The organism is Microbacterium album, assembly GCF_014643695.1.
Classification (GTDB): Bacteria; Actinomycetota; Actinomycetes; order Actinomycetales; family Microbacteriaceae; genus Microbacterium; species Microbacterium album.
Window position 1 is genome coordinate 31,195 of record NZ_BMJY01000010.1, and the last position, 15,451, is coordinate 46,645.

The following is a 15,451-nucleotide window of genomic DNA, read 5'->3' on the forward strand; positions in this document are numbered from 1 at the left end:
TGTGGTTGTGCGGTGCGGCCTTCGCGGCCGCGGAGGTCTGGGGCGCGTCAGCGCGTGGTGCCGGGCACCTTGGGCAGAGCGCCGCCGGCGGCGGCGTTGCGGTCGGGGCGGAAGTTCGAGAAGTCCACGCCCTCGACGTCCTTCACGAGTGCGAGCTCGTCCTCGATGATCGCGGCCTCCCACTCCTCCGGCCCCACGAGCGGCAGGCGCACGCGCGGGCTGGAGATGCGGCCGAGGCCGTGCAGGATGTACTTCGCCGACACGGTGCCGGGCACGTGCGTCATGACCGCGCGGACGAGCGGCTCGAGCTTCTTGTGCTGAGCCGTGGCGGCCGCCAGGTCGCCGCGGTTGACCGCGTCGACGATCACGCGGTACGGCGCCGCGGCGATGTTCGCCGTCACGCCGATCAGGCCCGTCGCGCCGATCGCGAGGTGCGGCAGCACGTTCGCGTCGTCGCCCGAGAAGTACATGAGGTCGGTCTGGTTCAGCACGCGGCTGACCTCGCTGAAGTCGCCCTTGGCGTCCTTCACCGCGAGGATGTTCGGGTGCTTGGCGAGGCGCAGGATCGTCTCGTACGTGATCGGCACGCCCGTGCGGCCCGGGATGTCGTAGAGGATCACCGGCAGGTCCGTCGCGTCGGCGACGAGCCGGAAGTGGGTCAGGATGCCCGCCTGCGTCGGCTTGTTGTAGTACGGGGTGACGATCATGATGCCGTCCGCGCCGGCCTTCTCGCTCTTCTGGTAGAGCTCGATCGCGTGGGCGGTCTCGTTGGAGCCGCCGCCGGTGATGATCTTCGCGCGGCCCGCGGCGACGTCCTTACCCACCTCGACCAGACGGAGCTTCTCGGGGTCGGTGAGCGTGGAGGTCTCGCCCGTCGTGCCCGTGACGACGATGCCGTCGGCGCCCGAGACGATGACGTCGTCGATGTGCTTCTCGACGGCGGGCCAGTCCACCTCGCCGTCGGCCGTCATCGGGGTGACGAGCGCGACGAGCACCTGTCCGAAGGGGTTGCCCGAGTGCGTCATGCCACCAGGCTATCGCCCCCGGCTGCGCGCCTCACACGCGGTGGGGAATCCGCGTCGCGCACAGCACCCGTTTCCGGCCAGGATGAAGCGATGCCTCTCAGCGCCGCTGCCGGAAGGACCCCATGACACGCGTCGTCGTCAACCTCGATCTGCCGGGCCCGATCATCAGCCGGCACGTCTACGGCCACTTCGCCGAGCACCTCGGGCGGTGCATCTACGGCGGCTTCTTCGTGGGAGAGGACCCCGACGTGCCGCACGCGGGCGGGATCCGGCTCGACGTGGTCGAGGCGCTGCGCGAACTGCGCATCCCGAACCTGCGCTGGCCGGGCGGGTGCTTCGCCGACGACTACCACTGGCGCGACGGAGTCGGCCCGAAGGGGTCCCGTCCGCGCCAGGTCAACTCCCACTGGGGCGACGTGGTGGAGGACAACTCGTTCGGCACGCACGAGTTCATGCACCTGTGCGAGCTGCTGGGCGCCGAGCCGTACATCAGCGGAAACGTGGGCTCTGGCACCGTACGCGAGATGAGCGAGTGGGTCGAGTACCTCACCAGGGCGGACGACTCGCCGATGGCCGACCTGCGGCGAAGGAACGGCCGCGACGAGCCGTGGCGCGTGCCGTTCTTCGGCATCGGGAACGAGGCGTGGGGCTGCGGGGGTCACATGCGCGCGGAGACCTATGCGGGCCTCGCCCGCCAGTACGCGACGTACGTGCGCGAGCACGCGGGCAACAGCGTGTACCGCATCGCGGCGGGGGCGAACGACGACGACTACGACTGGACCGACACGCTGATGCGGGCGCTCACGCGCGTCGAGGCGCAGGGCGCGGCGCCGTTCCAGGCGTTGTCACTGCACTACTACACGATGACGGGGCCGTGGGAGGACAAGGGCGACGCCACGGACTTCACCGAGGAGGAGTGGTACCGCGCGCTGTCGCGCGCGTACAAGATCGAGGAGCTGCTGACCCGGCACTCCACGGTGATGGACCGCTACGACCCCGAGCGGCGCGTCGGGCTGGTGCTCGACGAGTGGGGCACGTGGTGGAACGTCGAGCCGGGCACCCACCCGGGCTTCCTGTACCAGCAGAACACGCTCCGGGACGCGCTGGTGGCGAGCATCCACTTCGACGCGTTCCACCGGCACGCCGACCGACTCGCGATGGCGAACATCGCGCAGACGGTGAACGTGCTGCAGGCCGTGCTCCTGACGGATCCCGAGACCGGCGCGCTCGTGCGTACTCCGACCTTCCACGTGTTCGCGATGAACGCCGGCCACCACGACGCGCACGCGCTCGAGGCGCACGTGGTCGACGGCGAGTCCGCCGTCGTCGACGGGCGCGAGGTTCCGCTCGTGTCGGTCTCCGCCTCGACCACGGGCGCGACGGCACTGATCTCACTGACGAACCTGCACGCCACGGAAGGGCGCACGGTGGTGCTGGACCTGCGGGGCGCGGAGATCGCCGACTACGAGGCGACCGTGCTGACGGCCGCGGCGACCAACGCCCACAACACGCCGCAGGACCCGTCCGCCGTCGCCCCCGAGCGCTTCGACGGAGTCCGCCGTCACGCGCGCGGCCTCGAGGTCGCCCTGCCGCCGCACTGCTACGCGACCGTCTCGCTTCGCCTAAGCGCCTGATCCGGCTCAGGCGCGGCCGTAGACCTCGAAGCGGTAGCGCAGCCCGGTGCGGCTGGTGTGCCACACGTCGGGATCGGACGGGTCGGAGCGGACGAGCGTCCACGCGTCGTCGATCTCCGGAGCGAACGCGTCGCCCTCGACGTCCAGCTCGATGCGGGTGACCCACAGCTCGTCGAGGCGCGGCAGGGCCTGGCGGTAGATTTCCGCACCGCCGATCACCCAGATCTCGTCGTCGAGCTGCGCCGCGCGCTCGAGCGCCGTCTCGAGGGTATGGACGATCTCGGCGCCGGGCGCGGCGAACGACTCATCGCGCGTCACCACGATGTTGGGGCGGTCGGGCAGCGGTCGGAAGCGCTCGGGGAACGACTGCCACGTGCGGCGCCCCATGACGACGGGCGAGCCCGTGGTGGCGCGCTTGAAGAACGCCAGGTCCTCCGGAAGGTCCCACGGCATGCCGCCGTCGGCTCCGATCGCGCCGTCGGAGGCCTGCGCCCAGATGGCTCGGATCGGCATCAGACGGCCACCGCGCCCCGGATCGACGGGTGGTGCCGGTAGTCGTGCACCGCGAAGTCCTCGAACTCGTAGTCGAAGATCGACGCCGGGCGCCGCAGGATCTCGAGCGTCGGGTACGGGTACGGGTCCCGTGTGAGCTGCTCGGCGACCTGATCGCGGTGGTTGTCGTAGATGTGGCAGTCGCCGCCCGTCCAGACGAACTCCCCCGGCTCGAGGCCCGTCTGCTGGGCCATCATGAGCGTCAGCAGCGCGTAGGAGGCGATGTTGAAGGGCACGCCGAGGAACAGATCGGCGCTGCGCTGGTAGAGCTGGCACGAGAGCTTGCCGTCGGCGACGTAGAACTGGAAGAACGCGTGGCATGGCGGCAGCGCCATGTTCGGGATCTCGGCGGGGTTCCACGCCGAGACGATGATCCGGCGCGAGTCGGGATTGGTCTTGAGCAGGTCCACGGCCTGCTGGATCTGATCGATCTGCTCGCCGCTCGGAGTCGGCCACGAGCGCCACTGCACGCCGTAGACCGGCCCGAGCTCGCCGTCCGCGTCGGCCCACTCGTCCCAGATCGTCACGCCGCGCTCCTGCAGCCACCGAACGTTCGACTCGCCGCGCAGGAACCACAGCAGCTCGAGCGCGACCGACTTGAAGTGGACGCGCTTGGTGGTGATGAGCGGGAAGCTCGCGGACAGGTCGTAGCGCAGCTGCCGGCCGAACGCACTCGTCGTGCCGGTTCCCGTGCGGTCGTCCTTGTGGACACCGTGGGCCAGGACGTCGCGCAGGAGGTCCTCGTAGGGAGTGGGGATGGGGTCGCTCACGCGACCGATGCTACGCCCGCCCCGCCGACACGGGATGCGCGGCACGCATTACCCCGGATGTCGCGGATCGGCCCTCGTCGCACCCCGCGGCGGTTACTCTGCCGCCATGGAACCCGGCACCGCCCTTGTCGCGCTCGCCGCGGCGCTGCTGGTCGCCACGGCGGTGGGCGTGCTCGTCCGGCGCCGCGACGGCCGCGTCGGCGCGGTGCGCGGGGACGACCCCGTCGCACCGAGCACGCTCGGGCTCGACGCGGCGACCGCGGGCTTCGGCGAGCGCGCGACGCTGGTGCAGTTCAGCACCGAGTACTGCGCGCGCTGCCCCGCCACGCGCCGCGTGCTGCGCGAGGTCGCGACGGCGCGCCCCGGCGTTGCGCACGTCGATGTCGACCTGACCCATAGGCCCGACGTGGCGCGCCGCTTCGGCGTGCTGCAGACCCCCACCACGCTCGTGCTCGACGGCGACCGCATCGCCCGCGCCCGCATCGGCGGGGCGCCGCGCTCCGAGGACGTCGTCCGCGAGCTCGACCGCATCCTGGAGGACTCCCGTGTCTGACGCTCCGGCCGGCGTCCCCGCCGGCATCGACCCGCGCGGACCGCGCTTCGCGGCGGCCGTGACGACCGTGCTGCTCGCGGTGGCGACGTACCTCGCCCTCACCGGCACCGGCACCCGCATCGGCGCGACCTTCAGCTGGTTCGCATACCAGCCTCTGGCTGATCAGACGTTCTTCCCCGGCACGCTTCCGACTCTGACCGTCGCCGAGCGCGCCGCGGACCCCGGCTTCGTGCTCACCGCGATCATCGCCGCCCTGTTCCTGTGGGGCGTCGTCTCGCCGCGCACCGCGCCGTGGGGCGCACTCTTCCGCGCCGTGGTGCGCCCGCGCCTCGCGCCGCCCGCGGAGCTGGAGGACCCGCGCCCGCCCCGCTTCGCGCAGGGCGTCGGCCTGTTCGTCACGGGCGTGGGACTGGTGCTGCACCTCGCCGGCGTACCGTGGGCGCTGCCGATCGCCGCCGCGGCGGCCCTGGTCGCCGCCTTCCTCAACGCGGCATTCGGGCTGTGTCTCGGATGTCAGCTGTACCTCGTCCTGCAGCGCGCCGGCGTCGTCGGCCGCGCGCGCTCCGCCTGACCCGCGTGTCGCGCGACGGCCGGCGACGCAAGCACTGGTGACGTGGCGGGGCCCGGCGGATAGGCTGGCCGCGTCACCCACCAACGTCGACTCGGAGGACGCCATGACTGTCACCAGCGAAGCCACCACAGCCTGGACCGGAAGCCTGATGGAGGGCTCCGGCACCGTCTCGTTCGCCTCCGGTATCGGGGACTTCCCCGTCAACTGGAAGGCCCGCAGCGAGGGCTCCGACTCGACCACGACGCCGGAGGAGCTGATCGCGGCCGCTCACGCCTCGTGCTTCAGCATGGCGCTCTCGCACGCGCTCGCCGAGAACGGCACCCCGCCCGAGAAGGTCAACACGACCGCGTCGGTGACGTTCAAGCCCGGCACCGGCATCACGGGCAGCCACCTCAACGTCAACGCCGTCGTGCCGGGTCTCGACGCCGAGAAGTTCCGCGAGATCGCCGAGGGCGCGAAGAGCGGCTGCCCCGTCTCGCAGGCGCTCGCCGGGATCGAGATCACGCTCGAAGCGGCGCTCGCGTAAGCGAGCCCATGCTCGCCGGGGAAGGCGCGCGCCGGCCGGCCGCCCGGCCGGCGCGCGAGGGCCGCAGCGGCCGGCATATCGTCGTCGCCGGATCGTCGGGGCTGATCGGTCAGGCGCTGGTCTCGCGGCTGCGGGCGTCCGGCGACCGCGTCACGCGGCTGGTCCGCCGCGACCCGGCCAGCCCCGACGAGATGCGCTGGCTGGACGGCGCTCCGCTCGATCCGCGCCTCCTCGCGGAAGCGGACGCCGTCGTCGGCCTCGGCGGCGAGAGCATCGGCCGGCTGCCGTGGAGCCGGCGCTATCGCAGCAGGCTCCTGTGGTCGCGCCTGACTCCGACGCGCGCCGTGGCGCGCGCGATCGAGCGGCTCGAGCCCCACGAGCGGCCGCTGTTCGTGTCGGCGAGCGCCGTGGGGTTCTACGGCTCGGCACCCGGCGCGGTGCTGGACGAGTCATCCCCCGCCGGCGAGTCGTTCCTGGCCGCGCTGTGCGTTGAATGGGAACACGCGGCGCGCATCGCGGGAGACCGCGTCGCGCTCCTGCGCACGGCCCCGGTCGTCCATCCCGAGGGCGTGCTCCGGCCGCTCATCGCGCTGACCAGGGCGGGCCTGGCCGGTCCGCTGGGCAGCGGGACCCAGGCGTGGCCGTGGATCTCGCTCGACGACGCGGTCTCGGCGATCCTGCACGTGATCGACAAGGGGCTCACGGGGCCGGTGAACCTGGCCGGTCCGGTGCGCGCGGCCGCCAACGACCTGGGATTCGCGCTGGCCGTCCGTCTCAACCGGCCGTACCTGCTGCGGGCGCCCGCCCCGGCGCTGCGCGCCGTGCTGGGACGCCCCTTCGCGGACGGCGTGCTGCTCGGTGACGCGCATGTCGTTCCGCAGGCCCTGCTGTCGTCCGGCTTCACGTTCCGGCACCCGACGGTCGAGCAGGCCGTCGCGCACGCCGTGCCGTCCCCGAACTCCTGACCAGACGCGAGGCGCCGCCGGTCAGGCGGAGCGCTCGCGCCGGATCGCCTCGCGCACGGCGGCGCGGGCCCGGCGCCGGTCTCCCGCCGCGTCGTAGGCGAGGCTGAGGCGGAACCAGGCACGCCAGTCCTCGGGCTGCGCCTCGACCTCCGCGCGATACCGGGGGAAGACCGCGTCCCCGTCCGCGCGCGAGATGCGGCCGCTCGGCGTCGTTGCGACGACCTCGTCCGGCACGCCCCCCTCCGTCTCGAGCCGACGCGCGAGCTGCTCGGCGCGCACGCCGAACCACAGCTCGCGGCAGAGCGCCCACGTCGCGATCATCGGCAGCACGATCAGGGCGGCGCCCATGGCGACCGCGACCGGCTCCCCGGTCGCGACCAGCTGCACCGCGCGGAAGCCCACGAGCACGATGTACAGCGCCAGGAGCACGGCCATCACGGCCACGCCGAGGCGGACGCTCATGAGCTCGTCGCCTGGGCGACCTGGCCGGGCGCCGTGCCCGCATCGACGGGGCGGCCGGATGCGGCGCGCGGCATGCCGATGCCGATGTCGATGAAGCTCTCGAGTCCCACGATCACGCCGCGCGCGTCGACGGCGCGCTCCAGGGCGATCCGGATGCCCGGGCCGTAGGCCGCAGCCGGGTCCGCCGTGTCGTGCACGATCGCCAGGGACTCGCCGGGCCCCGAGAGGATCGTCTCCTGACGCGCGACGACACCCGGGCGCCGCAGCGAGTGGACCGGGACGCTCGCGACCTGCTGCCCCCGCGCGCGCTGATCCACGTGCGGCGCCTCGACGGGCGTGCGGCGCGCCGCGGCGATGAGCTCGGCCGTGCGGACGGCCGTGCCGCTCGGCGAGTCCACCTTGCTGTCGCGGTGCGCCTCGACGATCTCGGCGAACGGGAAGAACGGGGCCGCCGCGGCCGCGATCGCGCTGCCGATGACGGAGCCGAGCGAGAAGTTCGGGATGAACACGGCACCGGTCTGCGCCGCCTCCACGAGGGGCCGGACGAGCGCGATCCGCTCCGCGGACCAGCCGCTGGTGCCGACGAGCACGTTCAGTCCGCGCTCGATCGCGGCGCGCACGACGTCGATGCTGACGGCGGGCGTGGACGCGTCGACCACCAGCTCGGCGCCGTCGAGCTCCGACATGTCGCTGCGCGAGGTCAGCACCGACACGACCTCGAAGCCGTCGAGCTCGTCGATCACCGCGTGGATGATCCCGCCGAGCTTGCCGGTGCCGCCGACCAGGGCGATCCGTGTCGTCATGCGTCCCATCCTATTCGCCGCTCGAACGAGGGGCTCGGGACGCTGCGCAGCCTTAGGCTCGAGGGATGATCACGTTCCGCCCCGCATCGCCGGGCGATCCGGATGCCGCAGAGCTGATCCGCGAGTACTTCGGGGAGCGGGCCGCCGGGTTTCCCGGGGAGTACCGCCCGACCCTCCCCGCACCGGATGCCTTCACCCCGCCCGAGGGCGTGCTGCTGCTCGTCGAGCACGCCGAGCGCGGGCTGATCGGCTGCGGGGCGATCCGCCGCATCGCGGACGGTCCGCTCGGCACCCGCTTCGAGCTCAAGCACGTCTACACCCGCCCCTCCGCGCGGGGCCTGGGGACCGCGCGGCTGTTGCTGGAGGAGCTCGAGCGGCGCGCCCGGGACTGGGGCGCCCGCGAGCTCGTGCTCGACACCCACCACACGCTCGAGGCCGCCGCCGCCCTCTACGCCGGCCGGGGCTTCTTCCCCATCGAGCCCTACAACGACAACCCCAACGCGACGCGCTGGTACGGCAAGGCCCTCGCCTGACGCGAGTGCGCCCCCATCAGAACGGGAGGGCCTCGGGGAGGCCCGTGCGCAGCTCGACCGGGAGGTGGGCCAGGTCGTTGTGGGTCAGGAGCGTCCACGGGCGACCCTGCCGCTGACCGATGACCGTCAGGCCGCAGTTGGCCTGGTTCAGGGTCATCCAGCGCCAGTCGGGGGCGCCCAGCACCTCGCGCACGAACCACGAGATGACGAAGTTGTGGGTGATGAGCAGCTCGTGGACGTCGCCGGGCTTGCGCACGAGGAACTCGCCCACGGCATCCGCCATCTGCGCCTTCCCCGCCTCGAGCTCGGCCTCCGTGACGCTGCCGAAGAACGGCTCGAACACGGTCGGGGTGTCCTCCGACATGCCGCTCGGCACGCAGTCGAACAGGAGGGCGTGCGGCTCGGGCGTGATCGCGGGCATGCGCTCGGCGATGATGCGCGCCGTCTCGGCCGCGCGCACGAGCGGCGAGTGCCAGACGTTGTCGAGGGGAAGCCCGGAGAGCCGGTCCGCGATCAGCTCCGCCTGCCGGCGCCCGCGGGACGACAGCGGGCCGTCCTCGAGACCGTGCTCCGCGTCCTGATGCTCGCCGTGCCGAACGAGATAGATGTAGTGGGACATCACGCCACCTCGTCCATCCGCTGCCCTCATATCCGTCGTCTGTCGCGCCGGGCTATCGCGCCTCGGCACCGACGGGATCATCGTCGATCCTCGACCACCCTACGTGACCGACGAGGGGCGTGAGCACTCCCGCGCCGAGACCGTCATCATGCGTTAACCGGCCGGACGCCCATCAGCTCGTCGCGCGCGAGAGCTCCGCCAGATGCGCGCGCGTCAGCCGCACGCCGACGCCCTGCACGAGCTCGTCCACGTGCTCCGGCGAGTACGCGTTGACGATCGGAGCGGCGATCCCGCGCTGCGCCAGCAGCCACGCCACGGCGATGGCGGCGGGGGGCACGGCGAGCTCCGCGGCGATGCCGTCGAGCGCCTTGAGGACGCGGGTTCCACGGCGGTTGAGGCTGCCTGCGAGCTGCTGTCCACGGGTCGATGCGGCGAGCTGGGTGCGCGAGCGGTGCCGCCCCGACAGGAACCCGTGCTCGAGCGCGTGCGAGGGGGTCACAGCGAGGCGCTGGGCGCTCGCGACGAGGCGGATGTCGCCCTCGAACGCCTCCCGGCGCATCAGGTTGTACGGCACGTCGAGGACGTCGATGCGCGGATACCCCGCCGAGGCGAGGATGCGGGCCTCGACCAGCTGCTCGGCCGCGAGGCCGTACGCGCCGATGTGCCGGACCTTGCCCGACTCCACGAGCCACTCGGCGGTCGCGAGCGCGTCCTCCACCGGGCCGGCCGGCTCGGTGGACGCGTCCAGGTAGAGCACATCGATCCGGTCCGTCGCGAGACGCGTGAGCGACGCCTCGACGGCGCGCACCAGATTGACCGAGCCGATGCCGGGATTGTCGGGGTGGTCCCCCACGCGCACGGCCAAGACGACATCGTCGCGCACACCGCGTGTGCGCATCCAGTGTCCGATGATGTGCTCGCTGCGGCCGGCGGCGTAGCTGCCTGCCGTGTGCAGCGCGTTGCCGCCGTAGGCGACGAAGTGGTCGAGCAGCGCGACCGCCCGCGGCTGGTCGATCGTCCAGCCGAACTCGGCGCCACCCAGCATGAGCGGGAAGATCTGCAGCCCGGTCTCGCCGAGCGGCTCCCGGACGAGCGAACCCACGCTCGGACCCTGGATCGGGATGGGTGCAGACGGATGCGGCGCGTCCGCGCCTGCTGCGATTCCGGTCTGCGGCAGCTGCGTGCCGGTGCCCGCTTCGTCCATGAGCCCCCACCCCCTCACGGGCCCCCAGCGAGCGGGGAACATCCGTGCTCACATCCCGGATCGGGATGTGTGCCTTCGAGCGTATTGCAGCGTGGCGGGGCGACGCCCCGGCACTTCCATAACGCTTTCGTCACACCGTTGTGGGATGTCTCCACACCAGCCCCACCAGGCCCGCGCGACACGCCGGGACACACACGCCACACGACGCCGAACGGCCCGGCCATCGCGTGGATGACCGGGCCGTTCGCGTCTGGCGCGTCACGCCTCGACGGGGGCCTCCTGGGCCTCTTCCTGTGCCTCGGACTCGTCGACGACGGGCTCGAGGGCCATCTTGCCGCGGTCGTCGATCTCGGCGATGCGCACGAGGATCTTCTGACCCACGGACACGACGTCCTCGATGTTCTCGACGCGCTTGCCGCCGTTGAGCTTGCGGATCTGCGTCACGTGCATGCGACCGTCCTTGCCGGGCAGCAGCGAGATGAACGCGCCCGACGGGATGATCTTCACGACCGTGCCGAGGAACTGCTCGCCGACCTCCGGGTTGGTGGGGTTGGCGATCGCGTTCACCTGCGCGCGCGCCGCCTCGGCCGAGGGGCCGTCGGTCGCGCCGATGTACACGGTGCCGTCGTCCTCGATCGAGATCTGGGCGCCGGTCTCGTCCTGGATGCCGTTGATCGTCTTGCCCTTGGGGCCGATCAGCTCGCCGATCTTGTCGACCGGGATCTGCACGCTGATGACGCGCGGCGCCGTCGGCGCCATCTCGTCGGGGGCGTCGATCGCGGCGTTCAGGACGTTGAGGATCGTCAGGCGCGCGTCCTTGGCCTGCGCGAGCGCGCCGGTCAGGACCGAGGAGGGGATGCCGTCGAGCTTGGTGTCGAGCTGGATCGCCGTGACGAACTCGCTGGTGCCCGCGACCTTGAAGTCCATGTCGCCGAGGGCGTCCTCGGCACCGAGGATGTCGGTCAGCGCGGCGTAGCGCGTCTGGCCGTCGACCTCGTCGGACACCAGGCCCATGGCGATGCCCGCGACGGGCGCGCGCAGCGGCACGCCCGCGTTCAGCAGCGACAGGGTCGAGGCGCACACGGAGCCCATCGACGTCGAGCCGTTCGAGCCCAGCGCCTCCGAGACCTGGCGGATCGCGTACGGGAACTCCTCGCGGCTCGGCAGCACCGGCACGAGCGCGCGCTCGGCCAGGAAGCCGTGCCCGATCTCGCGACGCTTGGGGCTGCCGACGCGACCGGTCTCGCCGGTCGAGTAGGGCGGGAAGTTGTAGTGGTGCATGTACCGCTTGCTCGTCGTGGGCGACAGCGAGTCGATCTGCTGCTCCATCTTGAGCATGTTCAGCGTGGTGACGCCGAGGATCTGCGTCTCGCCGCGCTGGAAGATCGCGGAGCCGTGCACACGCGGGATGACCTGCACCTCGGCGTCGAGCGGACGGATGTCCGCCAGGCCGCGGCCGTCGATGCGCACGCCGTCGGTGAGGATGCGGCCGCGCACGATCTTCTTCGTGACCGACTTGTACGCAGCTGAGAACTCGAGCGGCGCGGCGGCGGGAAGCTCGCCCGCCTCGACCTTCTCGATCAGGGCGGCCTTGACGCGGTCCTTGACGGCATCGTCCGCGGCCTGGCGCTCCTGCTTGTCGGCGATCTGGTAGACCTTCACCAGCTCGTCGTAGGCCTGGTCGTTCACGAACGCGAACGTCTCGTCGCTGTAGGCCGGGAACACCGGGAACTCCAGCGGCTCCTTCGACGACTTCGACGCCATCTCCGCCTGCGCGGCCACGAGCTGCTTGATGAACGGCTTGGACGCCTCGAGGCCCTCGGCGACGACCTCCTCGCTGGGCTTGGTCGCGCCGGCCTTGATCAGGTTCCAGCTGTGCTCGGTCGCCTCGGCCTCGACCATCATGATCGCGACGTCCTCGTTGCCCTCGGCGTCGGTGACCACGCGGCCCGCGACGATGAGGTCGAACACGGCCGACTCGAGCAGCTCGGCGTTCGGGAACGCGACCCACTGGTCGGAGTGCTCGCCGTGGCCCGGGATCAGCGCGAGGCGCACGCCGGCGATCGGGCCGGAGAACGGCAGGCCCGAGATCTGGGTCGACGCCGACGCGGCGTTGATCGCGAGGGCGTCGTAGAACTCACCGGGCGCGATCGAGAGGACCGTGACGACGATCTGGATCTCATTGCGCAGGCCGTCGACGAACGACGGGCGCAGCGGCCGGTCGATCAGGCGGCACACGAGGATGGCCTCGGTCGAGGGGCGACCCTCGCGGCGGAAGAACGAGCCGGGGATCTTGCCCGCGGCGTACGAGCGCTCCTCGACGTCCACCGTCAGGGGGAAGAAGTCGAAGCCCTCGCGGGGGTGCTTGCTCGCGCTCGTGGCCGAGAGGAGCATCGTCTCCTCGTCGAGGTACGCGGCGACGGCGCCCTGCGCCTGCTGCGCGAGACGGCCGGTCTCGAAGCGGATCGTGCGGGTGCCGTAGCGGCCGTTGTCGAGAACGGCCTCGGCGGCGGTGATTTCAGGACCTTCCAAGAGGTCTGTCTCCTTTTGTGTGTGCCCGCGGCGATCAGACGCCACGGGGGTGTGCATGCGCCCGCGACGGGGCCGCAGGCCTGTGTAAGGAGCAGGGAACAGGCAGATATGGGCGCACGGTCCATGGGCACGTCGTGTGCGTCGCGCTCGCCTGCGCTGGCCACCAGGAGAAATCCACCAGAGAAGGATCCGAGATCCTCGCCTGGGAGACCACTTCAGGGGACCAGCTTCCTGCCAGCCTGCTCCGGGGCGCCGGGTCGATGCTCACGATCCGGCACTGCCGTATGGAATTGTCGGCCACCCGAACGGGGGCCTCTCCCACCTTATCAGTGCCGTGCCGTACGGGTCAGGCCCTGTCGGCCGCGCCGCGTCCGTGCCTACGATCGCGGACATGAGCGACTTCCGAGACATCCCCGACGTCGAGCGCCCGATCGATCCCGACGGCGAGCGTCCCGTCGAGCTGGACGACGACGCCGACCTGGAGCTGCCTCCGCCGACGCTCGATCCCGACGAGATCGTCGAGGCCGAGCCCGACCCGCTGGTCGATGACGGCCGCGACGAGGCTCGGGGCCTGGGCGACCTGGACGAGTAGCCCCCGCGCACCGCCGCTGCGTTCACGCCAGCTTGCTGCGTCGGGGCGCCCTGCCCCCGGGGATGACCACGTAGTCGTCGTGCTTCGCCACGAGCCCGTCGCCCGCCGTGCGACCCCGCATGCGCCGCCATACCCACGGCAGGGCGTGTCGGCGGAGCCACGCGCCCTGCGGATCGTCCTCGTCGGCGTGGAGCGCGTCGTCGAGACCGCCGAGCGTCTCCGCATCGGGGACCCCGAGGGCCTCCGCCGCACGGTAGGCGAGGTAGCGGTGGCCGCGCGAGCGCAGGTGCACCTTGTCGTCGGCCCACATCCCGAGGTCCCCCAGGGCGGGCAGCACGGCGCCGTCGAGCAGGTACGAGTCGGTCTCGGCGGCGACGCGGCGCAGCTCGAGCGCGTAGGCGGAGAACCGGCGCAGGAAGATGCGGGCGGCGGCCCGCTGCGGCAGGAACGGCGTGACGAGCAGCACATCGGCGCCGGTGGCGCGGATCTCCCGCACGACGCCCTCGACCTCGCGGGCGAGCGCCACCGGATCGGCACCGTGACCGACGAGGTCGTTCGCGCCCATGAAGATGGAGACGAGGTCGGGGCGCATCGCGAGCGCGGCGGGGGCCTGCTCGTCCACCAGGTCGCGGACGCGGCGGCTGCGCACCGCGAGGTTGGCGTACCGGAACTCGCGGCGGTTCTGTGCGAGCAGCGTCGCCAGGCGATCCGCCCAGCCGCGGTACTCCCCCGCCTCCATGCGAGACGTGTCGCACAGTCCCTCGGTGAGCGAGTCCCCGAGCGCGACGTAACGGCGCCAGGGCCGCGGCGAGGGCGGCTCGACCGCCTCGGGGCGCGGGCGACCGCGCTCGCGCGACGCGTCGTCGCGGGGGCGCAGGCGCTGCGCCTCCCGGTAGTAGTCCACCAGCTGCTCCCCCAGCGACTCCCACGTGCGGGACGCGACGCTCTCCCGCGCTGCGGCACCGAATGAGCGCCGCTTGGCATCGTCGCCGGTGAGGTCGAGCACGCGCGCGCGGAGATCGTCCAGGTCTCCCGGGCGGTACAGCCAGCCGTCGACGCTCGAGCGGACGAGGTCGACCGGGCCCCCTCGACCGGTGGCGACGACCGGAACGCCGCTCGCGAGGGCCTCCTGCACGGTCTGGCAGAAGGTCTCACTCTCGCCCGGATGCACGAACACGTCGAAGCTCGCGAGCGCGACGGCGAGCGCTTCCCCGCCGAGGAAGCCGGTGAACACCGCACGGGGCAGTTCGCGTTCGAGCCGCGCTCGCTCCGGGCCGTCGCCGACGATCACCAGCCGGACCCCGGGGATGTCGCACAGCACACGCAGATCCTCGACCTGCTTCTCGGCCGCGAGCCGGCCCATGTACCCCACGAGCAGCTCGCCCGGGGCGATCGCCGCGCGCCACGCCTCATCTCGCCGTTCCGGGCGGAAACGCTCGGCGTCGACTCCGCGTCCCCAGCGCCGAAGGCGGTCGATGCCGAGGCCGGCGAGCTGGTGCTCGGCGGACGAGGAAGGCACCAGGGTCAGCGTGGCGCGCTTGTGCAGCCGCGCGACGTGGGCGGCCGCGAGCGGCGCCGCGCCGGGGACGCCGTAGCGCTCGGCGTACGCCACGACGTCGGTCTGGTAGACGGCCACCGTGGGCAGTCTCAGCGCGTCCGCGGCGTTCTGCCCCTTCCACCCCAGGGCGAACGGCGACGCCAGGTGCACGACGTCGGGATGGAAGTCCCGCAGGACGCGCGCCAGGCGGGCGGTCGTCGGGTAGGCCACCCGCACGTCGGGGTAGGACGGCATCGGCACCGACGGCATGAGCACTGTGCGGTCGCGGCGACCCGATGAGACGGGCCTGCCGGCCGAGTGCGCATCCGGGCCGGACTGCGGGGCGACGACGAGGACCTCATGGCCCCGCCCCTCGAGGTGACGGACCATCTGCAGGACGGAGTGCGTGACCCCGTTCATGTGCGGCAGGTAGGACTCTGCGACCAGCGCGACTCTCACGTTCTCAGCGTGGCGGCTGGACGGCGGCTCCGGGCGCTCTCGGCACGCCGGTTCCCCGAGCGTTCACCCGTTGTTGTGCATCCGTCACCGAGGCGCACCCCTTCCTGTCACCCA

The 15,451-nt window shown here is 72.1% G+C and carries 16 protein-coding genes; 7 read left to right on the top strand and 9 right to left on the bottom strand.

Annotated elements, in window-relative coordinates; genetic code table 11:
• Window positions 1-47: 47 nt before the first annotated feature.
• Window positions 48-1,025: a 4-hydroxy-tetrahydrodipicolinate synthase gene (gene dapA, locus IEX37_RS11310; protein WP_188756382.1), complete on the bottom strand. Its 978-nt coding sequence runs from the start codon at window positions 1,023-1,025 to the stop codon at window positions 48-50.
• Between the two features lie 122 nt (window positions 1,026-1,147).
• On the opposite strand from dapA, the gene IEX37_RS11315 reads away from it, so the two are divergent.
• Window positions 1,148-2,659 carry an alpha-N-arabinofuranosidase gene (locus IEX37_RS11315; protein ID WP_188756383.1) on the top strand — a complete coding sequence of 504 codons (1,512 nt, stop codon included), beginning with the start codon at window positions 1,148-1,150 and terminating at the stop codon, window positions 2,657-2,659.
• Between the two features lie 6 nt (window positions 2,660-2,665).
• Here IEX37_RS11315 and IEX37_RS11320 read toward each other — a convergent pair whose 3' ends face one another.
• Together IEX37_RS11320 and IEX37_RS11325 are read right to left on the bottom strand one after the other, a co-directional pair.
• The gene (locus IEX37_RS11320) at window positions 2,666-3,172 is read right to left on the bottom strand and encodes a dihydrofolate reductase (RefSeq protein WP_188756384.1); all 507 of its coding nucleotides are present in this window, start codon (window positions 3,170-3,172) and stop codon (window positions 2,666-2,668) included.
• Complete coding sequence (locus IEX37_RS11325) at window positions 3,172-3,981, bottom strand: thymidylate synthase (protein WP_188756385.1); 810 nt, start codon at window positions 3,979-3,981, stop codon at window positions 3,172-3,174. Before IEX37_RS11325 ends, IEX37_RS11320 begins: the two co-directional genes overlap by 1 nt.
• 106 nt (window positions 3,982-4,087) lie before the next feature.
• Between IEX37_RS11325 and IEX37_RS11330 the strand changes: the two genes are divergently transcribed.
• From IEX37_RS11330 to IEX37_RS11345, 4 genes are all read left to right on the top strand, one after another.
• Window positions 4,088-4,534: a TlpA family protein disulfide reductase gene (locus IEX37_RS11330; protein WP_188756386.1), complete on the top strand. Its 447-nt coding sequence runs from the start codon at window positions 4,088-4,090 to the stop codon at window positions 4,532-4,534.
• Window positions 4,527-5,105 (top strand): DUF4395 domain-containing protein, encoded by a 579-nt coding sequence (locus tag IEX37_RS11335; protein ID WP_188756387.1) that lies wholly within the window; start codon window positions 4,527-4,529, stop codon window positions 5,103-5,105. The genes IEX37_RS11330 and IEX37_RS11335 overlap by 8 nt, the downstream gene beginning before the upstream one ends.
• 103 nt (window positions 5,106-5,208) lie before the next feature.
• Entirely contained in the window at window positions 5,209-5,631 is a 423-nt protein-coding gene (locus IEX37_RS11340) for an OsmC family protein (protein ID WP_188756388.1), read from the top strand.
• Between the two features lie 8 nt (window positions 5,632-5,639).
• A complete protein-coding gene (locus IEX37_RS11345; RefSeq protein ID WP_188756389.1) occupies window positions 5,640-6,596 on the top strand; it encodes a TIGR01777 family oxidoreductase in 957 nt (318 codons plus the stop codon).
• Window positions 6,597-6,617: 21 nt separating this feature from the next.
• Here the strand turns inward: IEX37_RS11345 and IEX37_RS11350 are convergent, their stop codons facing one another.
• On the bottom strand, window positions 6,618-7,058 hold the full coding sequence (locus IEX37_RS11350; protein WP_188756390.1) for a hypothetical protein: 441 nt from the start codon (window positions 7,056-7,058) through the stop codon (window positions 6,618-6,620).
• A complete protein-coding gene (locus tag IEX37_RS11355; protein WP_188756391.1) occupies window positions 7,055-7,861 on the bottom strand; it encodes a 4-hydroxy-tetrahydrodipicolinate reductase in 807 nt (268 codons plus the stop codon). The genes IEX37_RS11350 and IEX37_RS11355 overlap by 4 nt, the downstream gene beginning before the upstream one ends.
• 65 nt (window positions 7,862-7,926) lie before the next feature.
• Between IEX37_RS11355 and IEX37_RS11360 the strand changes: the two genes are divergently transcribed.
• On the top strand, window positions 7,927-8,394 hold the full coding sequence (locus IEX37_RS11360) for a GNAT family N-acetyltransferase (protein WP_188756392.1): 468 nt from the start codon (window positions 7,927-7,929) through the stop codon (window positions 8,392-8,394).
• A 16-nt stretch (window positions 8,395-8,410) separates the two neighbouring features.
• Here the strand turns inward: IEX37_RS11360 and IEX37_RS11365 are convergent, their stop codons facing one another.
• The 3 genes from IEX37_RS11365 to IEX37_RS11375 form a co-directional block, all read right to left on the bottom strand.
• The gene (locus IEX37_RS11365) at window positions 8,411-9,013 is read right to left on the bottom strand and encodes a histidine phosphatase family protein (RefSeq protein ID WP_188756393.1); all 603 of its coding nucleotides are present in this window, start codon (window positions 9,011-9,013) and stop codon (window positions 8,411-8,413) included.
• A gap of 172 nt (window positions 9,014-9,185) precedes the next feature.
• Window positions 9,186-10,217 (bottom strand): aldo/keto reductase, encoded by a 1,032-nt coding sequence (locus IEX37_RS11370; RefSeq protein WP_188756394.1) that lies wholly within the window; start codon window positions 10,215-10,217, stop codon window positions 9,186-9,188.
• Between the two features lie 258 nt (window positions 10,218-10,475).
• Window positions 10,476-12,749: a polyribonucleotide nucleotidyltransferase gene (locus tag IEX37_RS11375; protein ID WP_188756395.1), complete on the bottom strand. Its 2,274-nt coding sequence runs from the start codon at window positions 12,747-12,749 to the stop codon at window positions 10,476-10,478.
• A gap of 391 nt (window positions 12,750-13,140) precedes the next feature.
• On the opposite strand from IEX37_RS11375, the gene IEX37_RS11380 reads away from it, so the two are divergent.
• Entirely contained in the window at window positions 13,141-13,341 is a 201-nt protein-coding gene (locus IEX37_RS11380; protein WP_188756396.1) for a hypothetical protein, read from the top strand.
• 22 nt (window positions 13,342-13,363) lie between these two features.
• Here IEX37_RS11380 and IEX37_RS11385 read toward each other — a convergent pair whose 3' ends face one another.
• Window positions 13,364-15,337 (bottom strand): glycosyltransferase, encoded by a 1,974-nt coding sequence (locus IEX37_RS11385; protein WP_188756397.1) that lies wholly within the window; start codon window positions 15,335-15,337, stop codon window positions 13,364-13,366.
• Between the last annotated feature and the right edge of the window lie 114 nt (window positions 15,338-15,451).

Coding starts and splice junctions, on each gene's coding strand:
- dapA (WP_188756382.1), bottom strand. CDS start 1,025: ATGACGCACTCGGGCAACCCCTTCGGACAGGTGCTCGTCGCGCTCGTC.
- IEX37_RS11315 (WP_188756383.1), top strand. CDS start 1,148: ATGACACGCGTCGTCGTCAACCTCGATCTGCCGGGCCCGATCATCAGC.
- IEX37_RS11320 (WP_188756384.1), bottom strand. CDS start 3,172: ATGCCGATCCGAGCCATCTGGGCGCAGGCCTCCGACGGCGCGATCGGA.
- IEX37_RS11330 (WP_188756386.1), top strand. CDS start 4,088: ATGGAACCCGGCACCGCCCTTGTCGCGCTCGCCGCGGCGCTGCTGGTC.
- IEX37_RS11340 (WP_188756388.1), top strand. CDS start 5,209: ATGACTGTCACCAGCGAAGCCACCACAGCCTGGACCGGAAGCCTGATG.
- IEX37_RS11345 (WP_188756389.1), top strand. CDS start 5,640: ATGCTCGCCGGGGAAGGCGCGCGCCGGCCGGCCGCCCGGCCGGCGCGC.
- IEX37_RS11350 (WP_188756390.1), bottom strand. CDS start 7,058: ATGAGCGTCCGCCTCGGCGTGGCCGTGATGGCCGTGCTCCTGGCGCTG.
- IEX37_RS11355 (WP_188756391.1), bottom strand. CDS start 7,861: ATGACGACACGGATCGCCCTGGTCGGCGGCACCGGCAAGCTCGGCGGG.
- IEX37_RS11360 (WP_188756392.1), top strand. CDS start 7,927: ATGATCACGTTCCGCCCCGCATCGCCGGGCGATCCGGATGCCGCAGAG.
- IEX37_RS11365 (WP_188756393.1), bottom strand. CDS start 9,013: ATGTCCCACTACATCTATCTCGTTCGGCACGGCGAGCATCAGGACGCG.
- IEX37_RS11370 (WP_188756394.1), bottom strand. CDS start 10,217: ATGGACGAAGCGGGCACCGGCACGCAGCTGCCGCAGACCGGAATCGCA.
- IEX37_RS11380 (WP_188756396.1), top strand. CDS start 13,141: ATGAGCGACTTCCGAGACATCCCCGACGTCGAGCGCCCGATCGATCCC.